Here is a 19,116-nt window from a genome sequence, read left to right on the forward strand (position 1 = left end):
CGCCCGGAAGCCCGCCGTCAGGCGCGGGTGCGTGCCGGCTGGGAAGAGTGTCCGAGTGGTTTAAGGAACTGGTCTTGAAAACCAGCGACGGGCAACCGTCCGTGGGTTCGAATCCCACCTCTTCCGCCAGCCGTCAGAATTGCCAGCCTTCTTGCTCCATGAACTCCTCAAGCGTCAGACACGCGATTCCAAAGTGCGCGCAAATGTTTGGTATCTTCGCCCCGTTCGGCTTAGCCTTCTCCATCGTGACGACGGTGCGCCCATTACAGTTGGCCAGCGCGATGACGAACGGGTCTGCGTTGCGGCCGCCCTTAAGCAGCTTCTGCTGCTCAATGTTTTGTTGGAAGTGCACCACCCCATAGATTTGGGCCACGAAGGCGCCTTCTGCGGCAACCGGGATTTGATAGAAGTCGTTTTTGTCGACTGACCAATCGCGCAGGGCCTCCACGGGCCCGTCGAGGCACTCCCGCATGACCTCGCGCGTGGAGACGATGCTGGAGTCCGCTACCAACGCGTCAAATCGCTCCCACAGCGTAGGGAACCGGCTGGGGTAATAGTTCTTGAAGAGCGTGGAGAGAGGCGACGTGTCGAAGACGTACATCAGACCGCCACTCCCCGTCCGAAATAGTCTTCAAGCGTCCCCACATTTTTCGGCTTGGTGTCGAGGAACTCAGCGAGCTGCGTCTCATCAATCCGATTCTGATGAAACTGACCCAACGCTAGCGAGACGTACTCGCGGCCAAGATAAGACAACTTCGTCCAATAGTGGTTGCCGCCGCCGCCCTCGCCGCCACCACCAGCACCGCCGCCTTCCCACTGTGCGGTCCATCGCTCCACGGCTTCGCGGTACTGCGCTTCATCGATGCGTCCGTGATCGAAGAAGCGACGAAACACGACCTCCCGACTAACGTGAAACTGCGCCGCTATAATTTCTGCCGTAGCTTCATCCGCCCTACGGCCTGCGACTGCCAAATTAAATGCGTCTTCGGGCATAAGGAATTGCGCCGCAAAGCTATTACAGAGCACTTCGATCTGTTTCGAATCGCCCGCCAATCGATCGATGTACCGATCGCGCACTTTGTCGATTCCGCTCGTGTGGAAGATAAGGTGCGCAAGCTCATGGAAATAAGTGAATATTTGTCGGGTTTTAGTCGCACTATTGTTGACGTAGATGACTGGAAATTGATCGTCATACAAGCAGAAGCCCGAGAGATCGCGGACGCGAAACGCGTCCTTGAATACGAACACGCCGACCTGTTGAAGCGCCGCGCGCCACTGTTTCATCGCGGTCTCGGCGTCACGCCAACCGCGTTGATCCTCGAGCGACACCCCGATATATTCTCGGACCGCCGTGGTCATATTTGTTATGTTGACCCGCGGCTTGAACTCCAGATCGCGCGTGATGAGCCGCTCTGACGGGTTACGGCCGCCAGTTAGCTCAGCAAGATTTAACTGGAACGCTTTTGCCTTCCGCATCAGCAGGCGAATACGACTTGGCAGCCGATCCAACTCCGCCTCTGGTAGCGTCCGAAACGTCTCATTGATTGATGGTACGTTTGGTGGCTCGGGAAAAAAGAAGACCGCGATGGGCACCTTCAGCGCGTCGGACAGCTGTTCAAGCTGAGCGTAAGTAGGAGCGGATTCGCCGGCCTCCCATTCGTCGAAGCGTCGGAACTTCTCGGTGGCCTCGATATTGGACAGTCCCGCACGCTCGCGCGCCCAGACCAGCAAAGCGGGGTTGATGGGAATCTGCTCGGCCATGTCACGCTCGGTATAGCTAAGATCGCGCCGCATCCTACAGGCAATCATCGGTGCAGCTTACCACCGGCTTATCACGCCGCCGGTCGAACTTTGCTCGGTGAAGCGTATCAAGCGCTTACGCCAGACGCGCGGCAGCTATGATGACCACCGTGGGTTCAAAACCTGCGCCACCCGCCAAACTATGCCGCGCGAACGCGCTTTAACCGCCCGCCCCTTGCCCCCAAAACAATCCGAGATGAGGCGCTGGCAAGACGAAGCGTTGGATCCTTCTCCGGCGCAGAGAGTCGTGTGTGCAGCATATTTCGTCCGCCCCGTGCCGGAGCTGTAACACGTTGAACAAAAGGGATCGCCCGAACGCCCCGCTACCGGAGGCTTCGGAGACATCCGTCCGGAAGGACATGGCGGCGATCTTCGCCAGTTCGGATACGGGGCGTATCCGGGGGCCGACCGCTGTGAGGATCATGCCGATCAGGGCCAATGCCAGACGCCGCCGCGCGATGAACCGGCCGGCCGTTGCGGTGGCGCTGGCCGTGACGGCGCTTATGGGCAGCGTGATGCTTCTCCGCACAAGGCCCGCGCCCTCCGGCTATGGGAAGCCCGCCGATGCCGCCGTGCGGCAGATCGAAACGGCAGGGCCTGCCCTGATGGCCTCGCCGGGCCTTCCGGAAACCCCTCGCGAACCCGGCGCATCCCCGATCGCGGCGCAGGCAACGATCGGGGGGCGGGCCGCGACCGGGCAAGCCGATGCGATCGGCGGCCCGGCGGCGATGGCGCCAGGGCCGGTGAAGGCCGTGCATGTCTCGCGTCCCGCCACTCCGGCGCGGCGCGAACGGGTGATGCTCGCGAGCTATGTGAAGAATTCGGACGATTGCGACGGCACCATCCGGATGGATCGCGCCCGCTGCATGCATCCCCGGATCGTCGCGGCGGACGATGTGTTGCGAAGCGCCTATGCCGGTGCCGTGCGCGCGGGCGTGAGCCGCCGCACCCTGTCCCACTACCGGGCACGCTGGGCCAGGTTCGGTCGCAAAACCCTCACCGATCCGGATCGGGTCGTGGCCGAATATCGCGAAATGTCGCGCGATCTGCGCGATCTCGGCCAGGACGCGAAGGGAGCCGGGCGGGAGTATATCGCGGATGCTTCCTGATGAGGCCAAGGCCGCCGGCCCGGTCGGCAGCGTTTTCGGGCGACTGATCTACGCCGTTGGCGACATCCACGGCTGTTACGATCAGCTTCGTGCCCTTCTGGCGAAGATATCGGACGATGCGGCCGGCCGGGCCGATGGGCGCCGCGTCGCCCTGATCTTTTGTGGCGACTATATCGACCGTGGCCCCGCCTCGCGCCAGGTGGTGGATGCGCTCTGGTGGCTGAAGCGGCACGGCCCGTTCGATCTCCATTGCCTGAAGGGCAATCACGAACAGGTGCTGCTGGACTATCTGGCCGATCCGGCAGCGGCGGCCGGCTGGATGCGGTTCGGGGGCGCCGAAACGCTGAACTCCTATGGGGTCGCCGCGCCCGGGGCGGATGCGAGTGCGGCCGAACACTGCCGGGCTCGTGATGATCTGCTTGAAAATATGCCGGCCTCGCACCTGAAATTCTTCGAGAGCCTGGAATTGATGGTGGGCATCGGCGAATATGCGTTCGTCCACGCCGGCATCCGGCCGGGCGTACCGCTCGAGGAGCAGGATGGGCGCGATCTGCTGTGGATCCGTGACGACTGGATCGAGAATGAGCGCCCCGTCGAGCGGATCATCGTCCACGGGCATACGTGGATCGATGGCAAGGCGGAGGTCAGGCCGCATCGGATCGGGATCGATACGGGCGCCTACGAGACGGGAATATTATCGGCGGTGCGGATCGAGGATGGCGAGATCGGCTTCCTGTCCGCTTCGAACCGGGAGCACTGACGCCTCTTTGCCCCCTTGGCGATCGCATCGCGCCGCGCAATGATCCGTCTGCCACGGATGGCGAAGGGGGCAGATGTGGACGGGTCCATCTTCACGGCAACGGTCGGCCTGGCGGGCGCGGCGATCGGTGGCTTCACCTCCTTCGCCACCACCTGGATGACGCAGCGGGCGCAGCTGCGCGAGAGGATCGTCTCGGCCGAGCGCAGCCGGCGCGAGACCGTCTATGTCGAATTCATCCGCGAATCCGCGCGCCTGTTCGGCGATGCGCTGGGGCATGAGCGGGATGATGTGAGCGATCTCGTCGGCCTCTATGCGATCCTCGCGCGGATGCGCCTCATCTCCACCGGCCATGTGATCGACGCGGCGGAACGCGTGCTGGCCTCCGTCGCCAGCGCCTATCTGGCGCCCAACCGCTCCCTGCGCGAATTGCACCAGTTCGCGGCGGATGGCGGCCTCGATCCCTTCCTGATCTTCAGCGAAGCCTGCCGTCGCGAGCTTCAGAGCATCGAGAAATCCGGATGACGCGGCTTCTCTTTCTTCTGCTGTTCGTTCTCGTCGGCGTGGCGGCGCTGCTCGGCATCAAGAGCTGCCAGGAGGCGCGCCATCCGGTCATCAGCGCGCCCGCGCAGGATTTCGGCGGCAAGGTGGCCATCCTCGGCGATGGCACGCCGATCTTCGCGCCCAACGGCACGATCGCGCGCGCGCTGGCGGATTGGCTGGCCGATCCGAAATCCACCCGCCGCTATTTCGAGGTCGGCGGCCGGCAATTCGTGGGCCATACGGACGAGCCGACCCCGGAGACCAGGGCGCGCATGACACGGCTCGTCGCGATGCTGGCCGGATCCCCCGCGGTGAAGGTGGAAATCGTCGGTCATGCGGCCGCCAGCGGCAATCCGGCCGCCGACATGGCGCTGAGCCATGCCCATGCGGAGCGGGCGCGGGCAATGCTCGTGGAGGAAGGAATTTCGGCGGATCGACTGTCTGTTTCGACGCGCGGCGCAGGGCAGCCCCTGCCCGGCCTGCGCCCGGACGATCCGCGCAACGACCGGATCGGCCTGCTCATGACCGCACCCGATCGCCCCGCCGATTGAGAGACGGGCGGCGATCGCTCGGCCTCGCCAAGGTGCGGAATAATCGCAGACGCCGCCGATCACGGGACCAGCGGCGCCCACGCCCCAGAAACCGGAAGGGATCAGGCGTAACGGACGGAGATACGCTGGCGCCGGCGCATCGCGCCGCCGATCATGCCGAAGCCCCCGATGAACATCGCCCAGCCCGCCGGCTCCGGAACGGCCGAGAGCGATCCGAGAGCGATCGAATCGATGTTGAGATAGTTCGGGCCGTTCAGGGAGAAGACATCCCCCGCCCCCGTCGCCAGACGAACCTCGTCAAATGTCTCGCCGGCGTCTCCCGTCAGCGCGATCGTGCGCGGTGTGCTGGAGGAGAAGATGGGCAAGGCCCCCGCCGAGCCGGTTGCCACGACGCTGCCATTGAGGAGAAGCGAGTAGACGAGGTTCGGCGTCTGGCCGGAGCCGGACACAGCCTCGAACTGTATGCCTTCGAAGGCCAGGCCGCTGACGAGCTTGATCGATGTATAGCCGATACCCCCGCCATTCGGATAGAAAGACGGACCGTCACCGAACGGAAGCGCGCCGATGATCGTCCCGCTGCCCACATGCGTCACCGATACGCCGTCTTCGATGAAGGCCGTGTTGCTCAGCATGTGCGGGCTCGGCAGAGTGGTGAAGGACACGAAATTGGTCGGATCGGTGATCCCGCCCGCCGAAACGACGATCGCGGCATCAGCCTGCGATCCGGCAACCGATACCGCCGCGACAACGGCACACATAATTCTGCGCATAAGCGACACTCCCCCCTGCAGGCCGAGCCCCCCTCGGCCAGACAGGTCGCCTATCATGGCGTTAACAGCCATGCGAGCCGGAGCAGCCCGAACGGGACGCGCAGCAATACTTTGTCATGTGTGGAGCCCGAGAGCGCCGCTGGCGGACGCCGTCATGCCCGCATGCACAGCCGCGCAGCGCCTTCTCGGGGCTTGCTTCCATGCGTACGGACGGGCAACGCAGGCAAACGCGATCGTAACCAAAATCGCCACAGAGCGTTGGACGATCCAGCAACGGTAACGGCATTGACGAGTTGACGGCGCAAACGATCATAGACGCGGAAGTTCCGGGTCCCGGCATGCCCGAAATCCTGTTCCGGTCCGATCATGTGGAAGTGCGCCGGATCGCGGTGGGCGATGGCCGTCATCAGGTCGTGACGTTCGAATCCTATCATGACGAGCCCGGCTTCGGCCGGATCGGCTTCGGCGAGACCTTCTTCACGCGCGAGGGTTTCACCGGCATCCACGTGCTGAGTTCGGGCAACGACTGGTATCAATATCCCGAGATTGGCGAGGTGCTGGCCGTGATCCGCGCGGCGGTGAACGGGGCGGAGCGCGTTCTCGCCTATGGCTCCAGCATGGGCGGCTATGCCGCACTGCGCTTCGCCGATGCGATCGGGGCCACCGACGTTCTTTCCCTCTCCCCCCAATATTCGATCGATCCGCGCGTGGTGAAGGCGGATCGGCGCTGGTGGTGGGATCAAAGGCGCATCACCTTCCTGCCCGAGCATAATGGCGCGCTCGCCTGCCGGGCCAATATCGTGATCGCCTTCGATCCGACGATCGCGCTGGACGCCCTCCATGCCGAACGGATCGGGCGCGACGTGAAGGTCACGATGCTGCGCCTCGATCATGCGGGCCATCCGGTGACGACCGTGCTGGCCGAACTGCACCTGTTGCAGAAGATGGCGCTGTCCTTCCTGGCGGGTGCGGCCGATCCGGCCGCCATCCGCGCTGAATTCGAGGCGCGGCGCGAGGAATCCTCGATGTGGCTGGTCGAATATGGATCACGCCTCCCCGGCGGTGACAGGCTGAAGGCGCGGGACATTGCCGCGCGAGCGGTCGACATGTCGCCCGGCAATGCCGCGATCAAGCATCAATATGGAATGCGGCTGCACGATCTCGGCCAGTATGACGAGGCGGTCGCCGCGCATGAGGAAGCGGTCGCGATCTCGCCGCACCCGATCTTCGTGCTCTCGCTCAGCCGCGCCCTGTTCTTCGCGGGGCGCCACGCCGAAGCGCTGGAACAGGTGCTCCGCGCGCAGCGGGAGCGGCCCTATGACGATTTCTATTTCCATTCCTCGGCGCGGATCCGGCTCGCAATGGGGGACAGGATCGGCGCGTGGCGCGATGCGCGCGAGGCTTTCCGGCTCGCGAAGCGCCCCCGCACATACTGGGATCTCGCGCGCTACGGCTTTCACCGCGCCTTTGGCTGAAGCGGCTTTCGTTTCCGTCGGACCGGATTGGCCACTCCGGAATATCCTCCCGCCACGCCAACCGGGCCGGCGGCCAATTTCGCCTGCTTCGATATCGCCCTAGAGCGTCTGCCGCCCCGCTTTGTCGGCCGTGGCGGATTGCCTGCGGAAGACGAACAGCCCGATCGATCCGATCACCAGCCCCGCGACGATCCCCACCGCATCGGCCACGACATCCCACACATCGGCATCGCGATGCACGAGCGGCGTCGCCTGGCTCAGCTCGATGAAGATGCCGAACAGCAGCAGCGCCAGCGCGATCCATGCCGCCCGCCCGCGCGACCAGCCGAGGCGCGCGAAGAGTGCAAGCGTGATGAAGGCCAGAGCATGCCCGTCCTTGTCGCTATGGCCGATCTCCGGACCACCCGGAATGACCGCGCAGACATAGGCGAACAGCAGCGACGCCCAGAAGGCGAGGCGCATCAGCTTGCGGACAGTCTCAATTGTCATTGTGCAGCGCAATATCAGCGCGCGCGCGGCGGGACAATGTGCGGCGCGGCGAGGAAGGCCCAAAAGAAAAAGCGGCCAGCCACAAGGCCGACCGCTTCATTCCGCGAAGCCCCCGGTCGAACCGGGGATTGTCGCTTACTTCTTGCCGAGCGTGAGGCCGCCGAAGCGCTTGTTGAAGCGCGCGACCTGGCCGCCCTGATCCAGCAGCTGGCTGCGGCCGCCGGTCCAGGCCGGATGCACCGTCGGATCGATGTCGAGCTGGAGCGTCTCGCCCTCGCTGCCCCAGGTGGAGCGCGTCTCGTAGGTGGTGCCGTCCGTCATCTGGACCTTGATGACGTGATAATCGGGGTGGATGCCCTGCTTCATAATCTCATGCTCCTGAAATGGCTGGTTACCGACCAGCCGGAGGGAAGCGGCGCCCTTACAGGCGGACGCGACAAAAGGAAAGGGCCGCCGGAGAGCGAAGCCCTCGCTCAGGCATCCTTCGGCGGATCGGCGATCATCGCGGTGAAATTGGCCTGCGCCACCACCTTGCCATCGATCAGCGCCTTGCCGGCGAACTTGCAGACCGTCGCTCGCTTCTGGACGAATTCCACTTCAAGCTTCAGCAGAACGCCGGGCTCCACCGGGCTGCGGAACTTCGCTTCGTCGATCGCCATGAAATAGACGAGCTTGCCCGAACCCGCGAGTCCGAGGCTCTCGACCGCGAGCACGCCGGCGGCCTGCGCCAGCGCCTCGACGATCAGCACGCCCGGCATGATCGGACGGCCGGGGAAATGCCCCTGGAAGAAGCTTTCGTTGATCGTCACGGCCTTCACCGCGACGATCGAACGATCCGGCACCAGCGCCTCGACGCGATCGACGAGGAGCATGGGATAGCGGTGCGGAAGCGCCGCCATGACCCGCTTGATATCCAACGGGCCGATATCGGGGCGTTCCGCATCGCTCATCGTGGCTTAGCGACCCTGCGGCTGCGGCTTGGCCGGAGCGGCGGCGGCAGGCGCCGGAGCGGCACCGGCGGCCGGGGCGGCGGCGGGCGCGGTCGGCTGCGGACGCACGATCTGCACCGCCGTCAGCTTCTGATCGAGCAGCGGCAGCACGGCGGCCGTCACGTCGCCGGCCGGATCGGCGGCGAGCACGGTGCCGCGCGGCACGACGAGCGCGGCCTTGCGCTGGGCGCGGACCTGCTCGGCGAGCGGAACCACGGCCTGGATGATCTGCTCGCGCACATAGGCGGCCGAATCCTGGATCGCCTGCTGCACGGCCATCGCCTGGTTGCGCGCCTCGCCCAGCTTGTCCTCGGCCTGTCCGATCGCCTGCTGCGTCGCGACCGGGAGCTTGGAGGGATCGCCGTTCGGCCCGAGCGTCTTCTGCGCGGCCTGGATCTGCGTCTGATAGGCGGTGCGCGCCGATTCGAAGGCCGCATTCGCCTGCTGCTGCGGGCCCTGATAGCGCGTGACGAGCTGGGTCTGCGCATTCTTGGCGGCGGCGCTGTCGCTATACAGGCGATCAATGTCGATCGTGAGGATCCCGCCCGTGGCGGCCTGCGCAAAAACCGGCGGCGTGATCGCCACCGCGAGGAGCGCGGCGACGGCCGCGCGCTTGAAAGTGCTGAACATCAGAATTGCGTCCCTACGTTGAAAGTGAAGAGCTTGGGATCGTCCCCGGCATATTTGACGAGCGCCTTGGCGATATCGATGCGGAAGGGGCCGAACGGCGAATTCCAGTTCACGCCGAAGCCCACCGAGATGCGCGGCTTCCACGTATTGCCGACATAGACTTCCTGGAAGCCGGCGATGCTGGTGCCGACGAGCGAGAAGCCCTCCGAGCAGCTTGTCGTGCCGGAGGGCACGGTCTGCGAAACGCCGCTGGTGCTGTTATAGCAGGTGAGCGTGCCGTCCGCATTCGGGGTCGCACGGAACTGGCCGGAAACCGGGATGTTGGTCGTCGCCGGCCGGGTAAGGCCGAAGACGGAACCCGCGATCGCGAAGATGGAGGGGCGCAGGCCCAGTTCGCGCGCGCCATTGCCCAGCGGCAGCTCCAGATCCAGCTTGGCCATGTAATAGGCCCGGCCGCCCAGCGCGTCGTCCGACATCTGGCTGCGATCGTTGACCGGATTGCCATCGGCATCATAGGGCACGCGCAGCACGCGCGGGCCGATGCCGCGAATGTCGAAGCCGGCGAATTCGGGCTGGCCGAGGAAGAACCGGTCGGTCAGGCGCACCTTGTCGATATTCGCGCCGCGGCTCTTGTTGAGCGAATAGATATAGCCGCCCTCCCCGTTGATGGAGAGGATCATGCCCTTGAGCACCTGATAATATTGGTGGCCCTCGGCGCGGGTGCGGATGTAGCGGACGCTGCCGCCCAGGCCGGCGAAATCCTGGCTCAGCACGAGCCTGCGCCCCGCAGTCGGGCGACGGCGATCGTTCAGATTGTCATAGACGATGCTGTAGCCCACCGACGAGGTCAGACGATTGCCAATGGAATCACAGAGATAGCGGCCCGCAAGAAGCGGATCGCACTGGAAGTTGTTGGTCAGAACCGAATTGCCACTCGAATCGGTCGTGTAATAAGAATAGAAGCTGCTCTTATCGAGGCTGACCTTGTCGTAGCTCAGGCCATAGCGCAGCGCGAGGCTCCAATATTCGGTCAGCGGCAGGCCGGCGCGCACCTGGAAGCCGGTGGTGACCTGGCTGTAGGTCGTGTTGCGATTGTCGTTCACATAATTGAACGAGTTCAGATCGCGACGGAACACGTCCACGCCCAGCGCGATCGACTTGTCGAACAGATAAGGCTCCGTGAAGCCGACCGAAACCGACTTCGAATAGACCGAATAGTCGACGCTGGTGCGCACTTCCTGCCCCTTGCCCATGAAGTTGGACTGGGTGATGGAGGCGTTGACGATGAACTTTTCGAGGCTGGAATAGCCGGCCGAAACCTGGAGCTGGCCAGTCGATTTCTCTTCCAGATTGGCCTCGAGGATCACCTTGTCCGGCGTCGAACCCTGCTTCTGGCCGATTTCCAGCTTGTCCTGGAAGAAGCCCAGGCTCTGAATGCGATCGCGCGAGCGCTTCACGCGGAAGCCGTTGAAGGCATCGCCCTCCGCCAGGCGGAATTCGCGGCGGACGACCTTGTCGCGCGTGATCGTGTTGCCGTTGATATCGATCCGCTCGACATAGACGCGCGGCGCATCGGCGACCTGGAAGGTGACGCCCATGGTGAGCGTATCCTTGTCGCGGCGGAAATCCGGGCGCACGTCGGCGAAGGCATAGCCCAGCAGGCCGGCCGTCTCGGTGATCGTGTCGACAGTATCCTCGACGATCTTCGCGTTATACCAGTCGCCCTGCTTGAAGCGGATCAGATATTTCAGCGTATCCGGCTTCAGATCGCGGATCTGGCTTTCCAGATCGATCTTGCCGAACTTGTAGCGCTCGCCTTCCTCGACCACGTAGGTGACGATGAAGTCGCGCTTGTTGGGCGTGAGCTCCGCCACGGCCGAAACGACATGGAAATCGGCATAACCCTGCGTCAGGTAGAATTGACGCATCTTCTGCTGGTCATAGGCCAGACGATCGGGATCATAGCTCGTGCCGCCGGAAAAGATCTTCGTGATGCCGCTCTGCTTCGTCACCATCTCGCCGCGCAGGCGGCCGTCCGAGAATTTCTCGTTGCCGATGATGTTGATCTTGCGGATGCGCGATTTCGGCCCCTCGTGGATCTCGAAGACGACATCGACGCGATTCTGGTCGAGCTGCACCATCTTCGGCTCGACCGTGGCGGCGTAGCGGCCCTGGCGCTTATACAGTTCGATGATGCGCGCCACGTCCGCGCGCGTCTTGGATCGGGTGAAGATCTGGCGCGGGGCGAGCTTGATCTCGGGGCGGATCTTGTCTTCCTTGATCCGCTTGTTGCCCTCCAGCACGATCCGGTTGATCACCGGATTTTCGCGCACCTGGAGCACGATATTGCCCGTGTCCGCGCCGGCGATCGTCACGTCGGCGAACAGTTCGGATGCGTAGAGATCCTTCAGCGCCTGATCGAGATCGGCCGCCGTATAGGTCTGCCCTGCCGAAAGCTTGATGTAGGAGCGGACCGTATCCGCCTCCAGGCGCTGATTGCCGGTCACGTTGATCGAATGGATCGTGCCGCCGATCGTCGGCGGAAGCGCGGCGGCCGGCGGCGGCGCCGCGGGCGTGGCCGGGACAGGCGTGCGGGCCGGGCGCTGCGCGATGGCCGGCACGCCCGCAAAGGCCGTGCCGATCAGGAAAGCCGAAGCGTAGCGGCGTGCACCCGTATTGTTCTGAAACTTCACCCGTCCGCCCTTAATTTCGAAAGCAGTGCCGGGGCCCCTCTTCCGGCGCACCGCCCTGCCCCATCCCGTTCAGCCGATCAAGCCGGCAAGCGTCCGCCAGAGGCCGAGCGAGCCGAGATCATTGATCGTCACGAACACCATGAAGCCAAGCAGCATCGCCAGACCTGAACGAAACGCCCAATCGTGGGCACGTTCCGGCAGGGGCCGGCGGCTGACGCCCTCGATCATGTAGAAAAGGAGGTGCCCGCCATCGAGCATGGGAATTGGCAAGAGATTGATGAACCCCAGATTTATCGAAATCAGGGCCATGAAGTGGATGATCGCGACAATACCGAAGGAAACGGTCTCGCCCGAATAGCGCGCGATCTGGATCGGGCCGCCCAATTCCTTGGCCGGTCGCCGCCCCGTCACGATCTGGCCGATGACGTCCACCATCGTCCGCACGGTCTGCACCGTTTCGCGCACGGCCGCCCCGATCACGCCCGCAGGACCGCGCCGTTCATAAATCTCCCGCCCCGGCGTCACGCCCAGCAGGCCCAGGCGCTGCGGATTGCCCAGATCGTCCGTGATCTGGCGCACGGCCGGAGTGGCGGAAAGCGCGATCATCCGCCCGCCGCGCTCCACATCCAGCGCCATCGGCGTGCCCGGGCGCACCGAAACATAGACGGCCAGCTCCTCGAAGCGCGAAATGGCGCGCCCGTCGATTGCGACGATCCGGTCACCCGGCAGGATACCCGCCTTCGCCGCCGCCGATTTTTCGACGACGCGCTCGATCACGGCCGGCGTCTGCGGCACGCCATAGACGGCGAAGAAGCCCGCGAAGATGGCGATTGCGACGAGGAAATTGGTGAGCGGGCCGGCCAGCACGATCAGGAAGCGCTGCCACAGCGGCTGCGCCTGGAATGTCCGGGCCTTCTCGGCCGGCGGCAGGGCCAGCCATGCCGGATCGGTGCGACCCGCCGGCCCCATATCACCCGCAAACTTCACATAGCCGCCCAGCGGCAGCAGCGAGACGCGCCAGCGCGTGCCGCGCCTGTCCGTCCAGCCGGTCACCTCGCGCCCCATGCCGATCGAGAAGGTCTCGGCATGCACGCCGAACCAGCGACCGACGAAATAATGGCCCAGCTCGTGCAGGAAGACGAGCGGCCCGATCACCACGACAAAGCCGAACAGGGCCAGCAGGATGCTCGGTATGGCCATCATCGGGCAAGCGACTCCACAAAGGCACAGGCGCGAACGCGCGCCTCCGCGTCGATCGCCAGAACATCCTCGATCGATCCCGGCCGGATCGCAATATAGCTGTCGCGCACTTTCGCCACGATTAAGGCGATATCGAGGAAGCCGATCCGCCCGGCGAGAAATGCCGCCACCGCGATCTCGTTGGCGGCGTTCAGGATGGCGGGCGCGGCGCCCCCCTCCCGCATCGCATCCATCGCGAGGCCCAGCGCGGGGAAGCGATCGAAATCGGGCGCCTGGAAGTCCAGCCGGCCGATCGCGGCCAGATCCAGCCGGGGGCACGGAGTCTCCATCCGATCCGGCCAGGCCAGCGTATGCGCGATCGGCGTGCGCATGTCCGGCGTGCCCAACTGGGCCAGAACCGATCCGTCGACATATTCCACCATCGAATGGACGACCGACTGGGGATGGACGAGCACGTCCAGCCGATCGGCGCCCACCGGGAAGAGGTGGAAGGCCTCGATCAGCTCCAGGCCTTTGTTCATCAGCGTGGCGCTATCCACTGAAATCTTCGCACCCATCGACCAGTTGGGATGCTTCACGGCCTGCGCCGGCGTCATCCCCGCCATCTGCTCGCGCGTCAGCGACCGGAAAGGTCCGCCGCTCGCCGTGAGGATCACCTTTCGCACGCGCTCTGCGGATCCATGCGGAAAGCATTGGAATACCGCATTATGCTCGCTGTCCACCGGCAGCAGGGTCGCGCCATGCTCGGTGGCCGTGCGCGTCATCAGCGCGCCGGCCGAAACGAGCGCCTCCTTGTTGGCGAGCGCGACCGTCTCGCCCTGCTCCAGCGCCGCCATCACCGGCTTCAGCCCCGCCGTGCCGACGATCGCAGCCATCGTCCAGTCGGCGCCCATAGCCGCCGCCTCGACGATCGCCCCCTCGCCCGCGGCGGCCTCCACGCCGCTGCCGGAAAGCGCGTCCTTCAACTCCGCATAGAGCGCCGGATCGAGAATCACCGCGCGCTCGGCGCGCGTGCGGCGGGCGGCATCGGCCAGCTTGTCCACGCTGCGCGCGGCCGTCAGCGCGCGCACGCGGAAGCGCTCCGGCTCGCGCTCGATCAGGTCCAGCGTGGAGGCGCCGATCGATCCGGTCGCGCCGAGGATCGTGACGGAACGCGGACCTTCCGTCACAGCACGCCTCCGGCCACCAGCGCCGCCACCAGCGTGGCGACGGGGATCAGGCCATCGATCCGGTCGAGTATGCCGCCATGGCCTGGCAATATGTGCCCGCTATCCTTCACGCCAGCCTTCCGCTTGAGTGCGCTTTCATACAAATCCCCCCCTTGCGCGACGACCGCAAGCGGCGCGCCCAGCCATAACGTCGCCCCCGGCAGACCGAAGGCCAGGCCAAGGATCGCGCCGCCGATCAGCGCCGCCGCCATGCCGCCGACCAGCCCGGCCCACGTCTTGTTGGGGCTCAGTTTCGGCGAAAGCTTCGGGCCGCCGATGGCGCGGCCGGAAAAATAGGCGCCCGTATCGGTGAGGATCACGATCACGATCGTCCACAACGCCATCGCGAAGCCTTGCGGCAGCCCGCGCAGGAACAGGAGGGCGATTGCCGGCGCGCCCGCATAGACGAGGCCCCAGCCGATGCGCGAACTGCCCACCATCATCGCGGCCACGATCGCCGCGATGGAAAGAACGGCCACCGTATCGCGCTCCGGCCCCCAGGAACCCGGAGACGACAGGATCAGCACGCCAGCGAGCAGGACCAGCGCGATCGCCGCGCGGGCGACATGCGCGCCCGCCAGCCCGCACCATTCCGCCAGCGCGATCACCGCGACGACCGTCACGAACGCCCACAGCAGCCAGCCGCCCGCCGCCAGCGCGCCGAGCGCGACTGCGGCTGCGACCAGCCCCGCCAGCGCCCGTGTCTTGAGATCGGACACGCCGGTCCCCGCCATGATCCGTCAGCGGCCGCCGAAGCGGCGCTCGCGCGCGCCGAAGGCCGCCAGCGCATCCTCCAGCGCCGCCCGATCGAAATCGGGCCACAGCGTGTCGGTAAACAGCAGTTCGGCATAGGCCGCCTGCCACAGCAGAAAATTGGAGAGCCGCACTTCGCCCGAGGTGCGGATCATCAGATCCAGCGGCGGCAGGCCGGCCGTGTCGAGATGATCGTCGATCAGATCGATATCGATCGCCGCCGGATCCAGCGTCCCGGCCTTCGCCGCCTCCGCCATGCGCCGGGCAACGCGCACGATTTCGTCCTGACCGCCGTAATTCAGGGCCAGAACGGCCGTGAGCCCCTGATTGTTGGCGGTCCGCGCGACGGCCGCCTCCAGCTGTTCCACCAGATCGGGCGCGAACTTGTGATAATCGCCGATCAGGCGGAGCCGCACGCCATTGCGATCCAGTTCGTCAATCTCGCGCTTCAGATAGAGGCGGAGCAAACCCATCAGATCGTTGATCTCGTCCACCGGCCGACGCCAGTTTTCCGAGGAAAAGGCATAGAGCGTCAGCGCCTCCAGGCCAATTTCGCCCGCGGCGCGGATCGTCCGGCGAACCGCCTCCATGCCCTGACGATGCCCGGCCACGCGCGGCAGGTGGCGGCGTTTCGCCCAGCGTCCATTGCCATCCATGATGATGGCGACATGGCGCACGCAGGCAACGCCCCCTCCGGGGATGGCGGCGGGACTGGCTGAGCCGGGGCTCACTTGCCCAGGATTTCCTTTTCCTTGGCGTTCGTCGCGGTATCCGCGTCGGCCACGGTCGCGTCGGTCAGCTTCTGCACCTCGGTTTCGAGGCGCTTGCGCTCGTCCTCGCTGATCTCGCCCTTCTTCTCGTCGGCCTTCAGCGAATCCATGCCGTCGCGGCGTACGTTGCGGATCGCGATCTTGGCCTTTTCCGCGAAGGATCCGGCCAGCTTGGCGAGTTCCTTGCGGCGTTCCTCGGTCAGATCCGGGATGGGGATGCGCAGATTCTGGCCATCCACGATCGGGTTGAGCCCGAGATTCGCGGAACGGATCGCCTTGTCGACCACGCCGACATTGGACTTGTCCCACACCTGCACCGCCAGCATCCGCGATTCCGGCGTGGTGACAGTCGCGACCTGGTTCAGCGGCATGTGGCTGCCATACACCTCCACCGTGATCGTATCGAGCAGCGAGGTGGAGGCGCGGCCGGTGCGCAGGCCCTGGAGATCGTGCTTCAGCGCTTCGACGGCGCCGGCCATGCGGCGCTCCAGATCGGCCTTGTTATAGGCGGGCATCTTCTAGTTTCCTTCGTTCCGCACGGTCGTTGCCGTGCCTTTGCCGGCGAGCACGGTCGCAAGATTGCCCTGCTCGCGGATGTTGAAGACCACGATCGGGATGTTGTTGTCACGGCACAGCGCCACGGCGCTGGCATCCATCACCTTCAGATTATCTGAAAGCACCCGATCGAAAGTGACTGTTTCATAACGCTTCGCTGTTGCCACCTTCTTGGGATCGGCATCGTAGACGCCGTCCACAGACGTACCCTTGAACAGGGCATCGCACTTCATTTCGGCCGCCCGCAGGGCAGCGCCCGTATCGGTGGTGAAGAAGGGGCTGCCGACGCCGGCCGCGAAGATCACAACGCGCCCCTTTTCCAGGTGGCGCTCGGCACGACGGCGGATGAAGGGTTCGCACACCGTCTGCATCGGAATGGCGGACTGGACACGGGTATCGACGCCGATCTGTTCCAGCGCATTCTGCACGGCGAGCGCATTCATCACCGTCGCCAGCATGCCCATATAATCGGCAGTCGCGCGCTCGATTCCCTTCGCTGCGGCCGAAAGCCCGCGGAAGATGTTGCCGCCGCCGACGACGATGCACAATTCGAATCCCGCCTCGCGCGCGGCCGCGATCTCGCCTGCGACCCGCGCCGTGGTGGCCGGATCGATCGCCAGTTGCCCCTCCCCCATCAGCACTTCGCCCGAAAGCTTCAGGAGGATGCGTTTGAAGGGCGGCTGCGACATGCCTGGCATAGGTCCGATACTGATGGAGGGGACGGCCACTCTTAGATGGGCGTCGGCGCGGTGCCAAGGCTTCGAAATGCCGAACCGTGACAAGACGGCCAACGATCGATCGTGCCGCCGGGCCGGAACGACGATATCGCCACAAAGAAAAGGCCCCGCCCCTCTCGCGAGGAACGGGGCCAGATCTCAGGCCGAAGCGGCAACCGGTCAGTTGGCCGGCGCGGCTTCCTTCTGCGGCACGCCGGAAGCGGCGGCGACTTCGGCGGCGAAATCGCTCTCTTCCTTCTGGATGCCTTCACCCAGCTGGAAGCGCACATAGTCGGTCAGCGCGATGGAGCCACCGGCTTCCTTCGCGGCGGCCGCGATCACGTCCTTGATCTGCGTCTTGTTGTCCATGACGAAGATCTGGCTGATCAGCGCATTTTCCTTGCGGAACTTGGCAACCGCACCCTCGACCATCTTCTCGATGATGTTGGCGGGCTTGCCGCTTTCGGCGGCCTTTTCCATCGCGATAGCGCGCTCGCGCTCCACGAGGGCCGCATCGAGGCCCTCTTCATGCAGCGCCTGCGGGAAAGCGGCGGCGATATGCATCGCCAGCTGCTTGCCGAGCGCCTCGATCTTCTCGACCGGGGCCGAACCTTCGAGTGCCACGAGCACGCCGATCTTGCCGATGCCGGGGGCGGCGGCGTTGTGGACATAGGACACGACCGCGCCCTCGTTCACCGAAACCACCTTGGCGCGGCGCAGCTGCTGATTCTCGCCGATCGTGGCGACGTTCGAGATCAGCTTCTCCTGCACCGTGCCGCCGCCCGGATAGGCGGCCGCAGCCAGCGCCTCGATGCTATTGCCCGTCGAGAGCGCCAGCTTGGAAACGGTGCGGACGAAATCCTGGAACTGCTCGTTCTTGGCGACGAAATCCGTCTCCGAATTCACCTCGACAGCCGCGCCCGTCTTGCCCTCGACATACACGCCGACGAGGCCCTCGGCCGCCGTGCGGCTGGACTTCTTGGCGGCGGTGGCCAGGCCCTTGGTGCGCAGCCAGTCCACGGCGGCATCCATGTCGCCATTGGTCTCGGTGAGCGCCTTCTTGCAATCCATCATGCCGGCGCCCGAGCGCTCGCGCAGCTCCTTCACGGCAGCAGCGGTGATCTCCGCCATAGCTCCATCCTTTCAAAGGCAAGGGCTCCCCCGCAGGAGAGCCCGTTAATATGGCGGGCGAGGTCTAGCCTCGCCCGCGCGTCAGATATGTTACGCCAGCGCTTCCTCGACCGGCGGAGCCTCGGACGCGCCGAGATCCTCGCCGCTGCTGCGACGGCTGTTCACGTTGCCGCGCGTCGCCGCCTCGGCGATCGCATCGCAATAAAGGCGGATGGCGCGGCTCGCATCGTCATTCGCGGGCACCGGGAAGGCGATGCCGTCCGGCGACACGTTCGAATCGAGGATCGCCACGACCGGGATGCCCAGCGTGTTGGCTTCCTTGATCGCCAGCTCTTCCTTGTTCGCGTCGATCACGAACATGATGTCGGGGATGCCGCCCATGTCCTTGATGCCGCCCAGCGAGAGCTCCAGCTTGTCGCGCTCGCGGGTGAGCTGCAGCACTTCCTTCTTGGTCAGGCCGTGCGTGTCGCCCGAAAGCTGCTCTTCCAGCGCCTTGAAGCGCTTGATCGAGCCCGAAATGGTCTTCCAGTTGGTGAGCATGCCGCCCAGCCAGCGATGGTTGACGAAATGCTGGCCCGAAGCGCGCGCGGCGTCCGCGATCGGCTCCTGCGCCTGGCGCTTGGTGCCGACGAACAGCACCTTGCCGCCGGCCGCGACCGTCGACGAGACGAACTCGAGAGCGCGCGCCATCAGCGGCACGGTCTGCGAGAGATCAATGATGTGGATGCCGTTGCGATCGCCGAAAATGTACGGCTTCATCTTCGGATTCCAGCGGTGCGTCTGGTGACCGAAATGCGCGCCCGCGTCGAGCAGCGCCTGCATGGAGACGGTAGGAACCGCCATGGTATTTCTCCTTACCCGGTTGGACCTCTGCGCGGCTGGAACCTTCACGCACCTGAAAGGCACGCGAAACGGCACCGGTATGAACGCCGCGCATGTGGAATGAGCGGCCCCTTACAGTCATTGCGGCCGGATCG

Annotated in this window: 21 protein-coding genes and 1 tRNA gene; 6 read left to right on the forward strand and 16 right to left on the reverse strand. The window is 64.9% G+C overall.

Translation table 11 applies throughout. The features are described 5' to 3' along the window. Positions 1–41: 41 nt before the first annotated feature. Positions 42–129: transfer RNA gene (locus tag DI605_RS12010), tRNA-Ser, on the forward strand. A gap of 4 nt (positions 130–133) precedes the next feature. Here the strand turns inward: DI605_RS12010 and DI605_RS12015 are convergent. Further along, positions 134–601, reverse strand: a complete 468-nt coding sequence (locus tag DI605_RS12015; protein WP_293973880.1) for a PIN domain-containing protein — start codon at positions 599–601, stop codon at positions 134–136. Beyond that, on the reverse strand, positions 601–1,761 hold the full coding sequence (locus DI605_RS12020) for an ImmA/IrrE family metallo-endopeptidase (protein WP_293973883.1): 1,161 nt from the start codon (positions 1,759–1,761) through the stop codon (positions 601–603). The genes DI605_RS12015 and DI605_RS12020 overlap by 1 nt, the downstream gene beginning before the upstream one ends. A gap of 398 nt (positions 1,762–2,159) precedes the next feature. Between DI605_RS12020 and DI605_RS12025 the strand changes: the two genes are divergently transcribed. From DI605_RS12025 to DI605_RS12040, 4 genes are all read left to right on the forward strand, one after another. Beyond that, positions 2,160–2,909, forward strand: a complete 750-nt coding sequence (locus DI605_RS12025) for a hypothetical protein (RefSeq protein WP_293973886.1) — start codon at positions 2,160–2,162, stop codon at positions 2,907–2,909. Beyond that, positions 2,899–3,669, forward strand: coding sequence for a metallophosphoesterase family protein (locus DI605_RS12030; RefSeq protein ID WP_293973889.1), 771 nt, complete (start codon positions 2,899–2,901; stop codon positions 3,667–3,669). Before DI605_RS12025 ends, DI605_RS12030 begins: the two co-directional genes overlap by 11 nt. A 75-nt stretch (positions 3,670–3,744) precedes the next feature. Further along, the gene (locus DI605_RS12035; protein WP_293973892.1) at positions 3,745–4,191 is read left to right on the forward strand and encodes a hypothetical protein; all 447 of its coding nucleotides are present in this window, start codon (positions 3,745–3,747) and stop codon (positions 4,189–4,191) included. Beyond that, positions 4,188–4,760, forward strand: coding sequence for an OmpA family protein (locus tag DI605_RS12040; protein ID WP_293973894.1), 573 nt, complete (start codon positions 4,188–4,190; stop codon positions 4,758–4,760). The genes DI605_RS12035 and DI605_RS12040 overlap by 4 nt, the downstream gene beginning before the upstream one ends. Positions 4,761–4,861: 101 nt before the next feature. Here the strand turns inward: DI605_RS12040 and DI605_RS12045 are convergent, their stop codons facing one another. Further along, the gene (locus tag DI605_RS12045) at positions 4,862–5,530 is read right to left on the reverse strand and encodes a PEPxxWA-CTERM sorting domain-containing protein (protein ID WP_293973896.1); all 669 of its coding nucleotides are present in this window, start codon (positions 5,528–5,530) and stop codon (positions 4,862–4,864) included. A 338-nt stretch (positions 5,531–5,868) separates the two neighbouring features. Between DI605_RS12045 and DI605_RS12050 the strand changes: the two genes are divergently transcribed. Further along, positions 5,869–7,005: a hypothetical protein gene (locus tag DI605_RS12050; protein ID WP_293973899.1), complete on the forward strand. Its 1,137-nt coding sequence runs from the start codon at positions 5,869–5,871 to the stop codon at positions 7,003–7,005. A gap of 99 nt (positions 7,006–7,104) precedes the next feature. On the opposite strand, the gene DI605_RS12055 is transcribed toward DI605_RS12050, so the two are convergent. The 13 genes from DI605_RS12055 to rpsB all read right to left on the reverse strand — a co-directional run bounded on the left by DI605_RS12055 (position 7,105) and on the right by rpsB (position 18,982). After that, positions 7,105–7,494: a teicoplanin resistance protein VanZ gene (locus DI605_RS12055; RefSeq protein ID WP_293973902.1), complete on the reverse strand. Its 390-nt coding sequence runs from the start codon at positions 7,492–7,494 to the stop codon at positions 7,105–7,107. Positions 7,495–7,629: 135 nt separating this feature from the next. Continuing rightward, a complete protein-coding gene (gene rpmE / locus DI605_RS12060; protein ID WP_293973906.1) occupies positions 7,630–7,860 on the reverse strand; it encodes a 50S ribosomal protein L31 in 231 nt (76 codons plus the stop codon). A gap of 107 nt (positions 7,861–7,967) precedes the next feature. Then, complete coding sequence (gene fabZ, locus DI605_RS12065) at positions 7,968–8,444, reverse strand: 3-hydroxyacyl-ACP dehydratase FabZ (RefSeq protein ID WP_293973909.1); 477 nt, start codon at positions 8,442–8,444, stop codon at positions 7,968–7,970. Between the two features lie 6 nt (positions 8,445–8,450). Further along, the gene (locus DI605_RS12070; RefSeq protein ID WP_293973912.1) at positions 8,451–9,113 is read right to left on the reverse strand and encodes an OmpH family outer membrane protein; all 663 of its coding nucleotides are present in this window, start codon (positions 9,111–9,113) and stop codon (positions 8,451–8,453) included. Further along, the gene (gene bamA, locus DI605_RS12075; protein ID WP_293974456.1) at positions 9,113–11,758 is read right to left on the reverse strand and encodes an outer membrane protein assembly factor BamA; all 2,646 of its coding nucleotides are present in this window, start codon (positions 11,756–11,758) and stop codon (positions 9,113–9,115) included. The genes DI605_RS12070 and bamA overlap by 1 nt, the downstream gene beginning before the upstream one ends. Positions 11,759–11,875: 117 nt before the next feature. Further along, a complete protein-coding gene (gene rseP / locus DI605_RS12080) occupies positions 11,876–13,009 on the reverse strand; it encodes an RIP metalloprotease RseP (RefSeq protein WP_293973914.1) in 1,134 nt (377 codons plus the stop codon). Continuing rightward, positions 13,006–14,175 carry a 1-deoxy-D-xylulose-5-phosphate reductoisomerase gene (locus tag DI605_RS12085; RefSeq protein ID WP_293973917.1) on the reverse strand — a complete coding sequence of 390 codons (1,170 nt, stop codon included), beginning with the start codon at positions 14,173–14,175 and terminating at the stop codon, positions 13,006–13,008. Before DI605_RS12085 ends, rseP begins: the two co-directional genes overlap by 4 nt. Beyond that, a complete protein-coding gene (locus DI605_RS12090; protein ID WP_293973920.1) occupies positions 14,172–14,933 on the reverse strand; it encodes a phosphatidate cytidylyltransferase in 762 nt (253 codons plus the stop codon). Before DI605_RS12090 ends, DI605_RS12085 begins: the two co-directional genes overlap by 4 nt. A gap of 21 nt (positions 14,934–14,954) precedes the next feature. Next, the gene (locus DI605_RS12095) at positions 14,955–15,698 is read right to left on the reverse strand and encodes an isoprenyl transferase (RefSeq protein ID WP_293973923.1); all 744 of its coding nucleotides are present in this window, start codon (positions 15,696–15,698) and stop codon (positions 14,955–14,957) included. Then, positions 15,695–16,252, reverse strand: coding sequence for a ribosome recycling factor (gene frr, locus DI605_RS12100; protein ID WP_293973925.1), 558 nt, complete (start codon positions 16,250–16,252; stop codon positions 15,695–15,697). Before frr ends, DI605_RS12095 begins: the two co-directional genes overlap by 4 nt. Before the next feature lie 3 nt (positions 16,253–16,255). After that, positions 16,256–16,981, reverse strand: a complete 726-nt coding sequence (gene pyrH / locus DI605_RS12105; RefSeq protein ID WP_293973928.1) for a UMP kinase — start codon at positions 16,979–16,981, stop codon at positions 16,256–16,258. A gap of 207 nt (positions 16,982–17,188) precedes the next feature. Beyond that, positions 17,189–18,139, reverse strand: coding sequence for a translation elongation factor Ts (tsf, locus tag DI605_RS12110; RefSeq protein ID WP_293973931.1), 951 nt, complete (start codon positions 18,137–18,139; stop codon positions 17,189–17,191). 90 nt (positions 18,140–18,229) lie between these two features. Continuing rightward, complete coding sequence (rpsB, locus tag DI605_RS12115; RefSeq protein ID WP_293973934.1) at positions 18,230–18,982, reverse strand: 30S ribosomal protein S2; 753 nt, start codon at positions 18,980–18,982, stop codon at positions 18,230–18,232. Positions 18,983–19,116: the final 134 nt, after the last annotated feature.

The organism is Sphingomonas sp. (assembly GCF_003248515.1).
Classification (GTDB): Bacteria; Pseudomonadota; Alphaproteobacteria; order Sphingomonadales; family Sphingomonadaceae; genus Sphingomonas_I.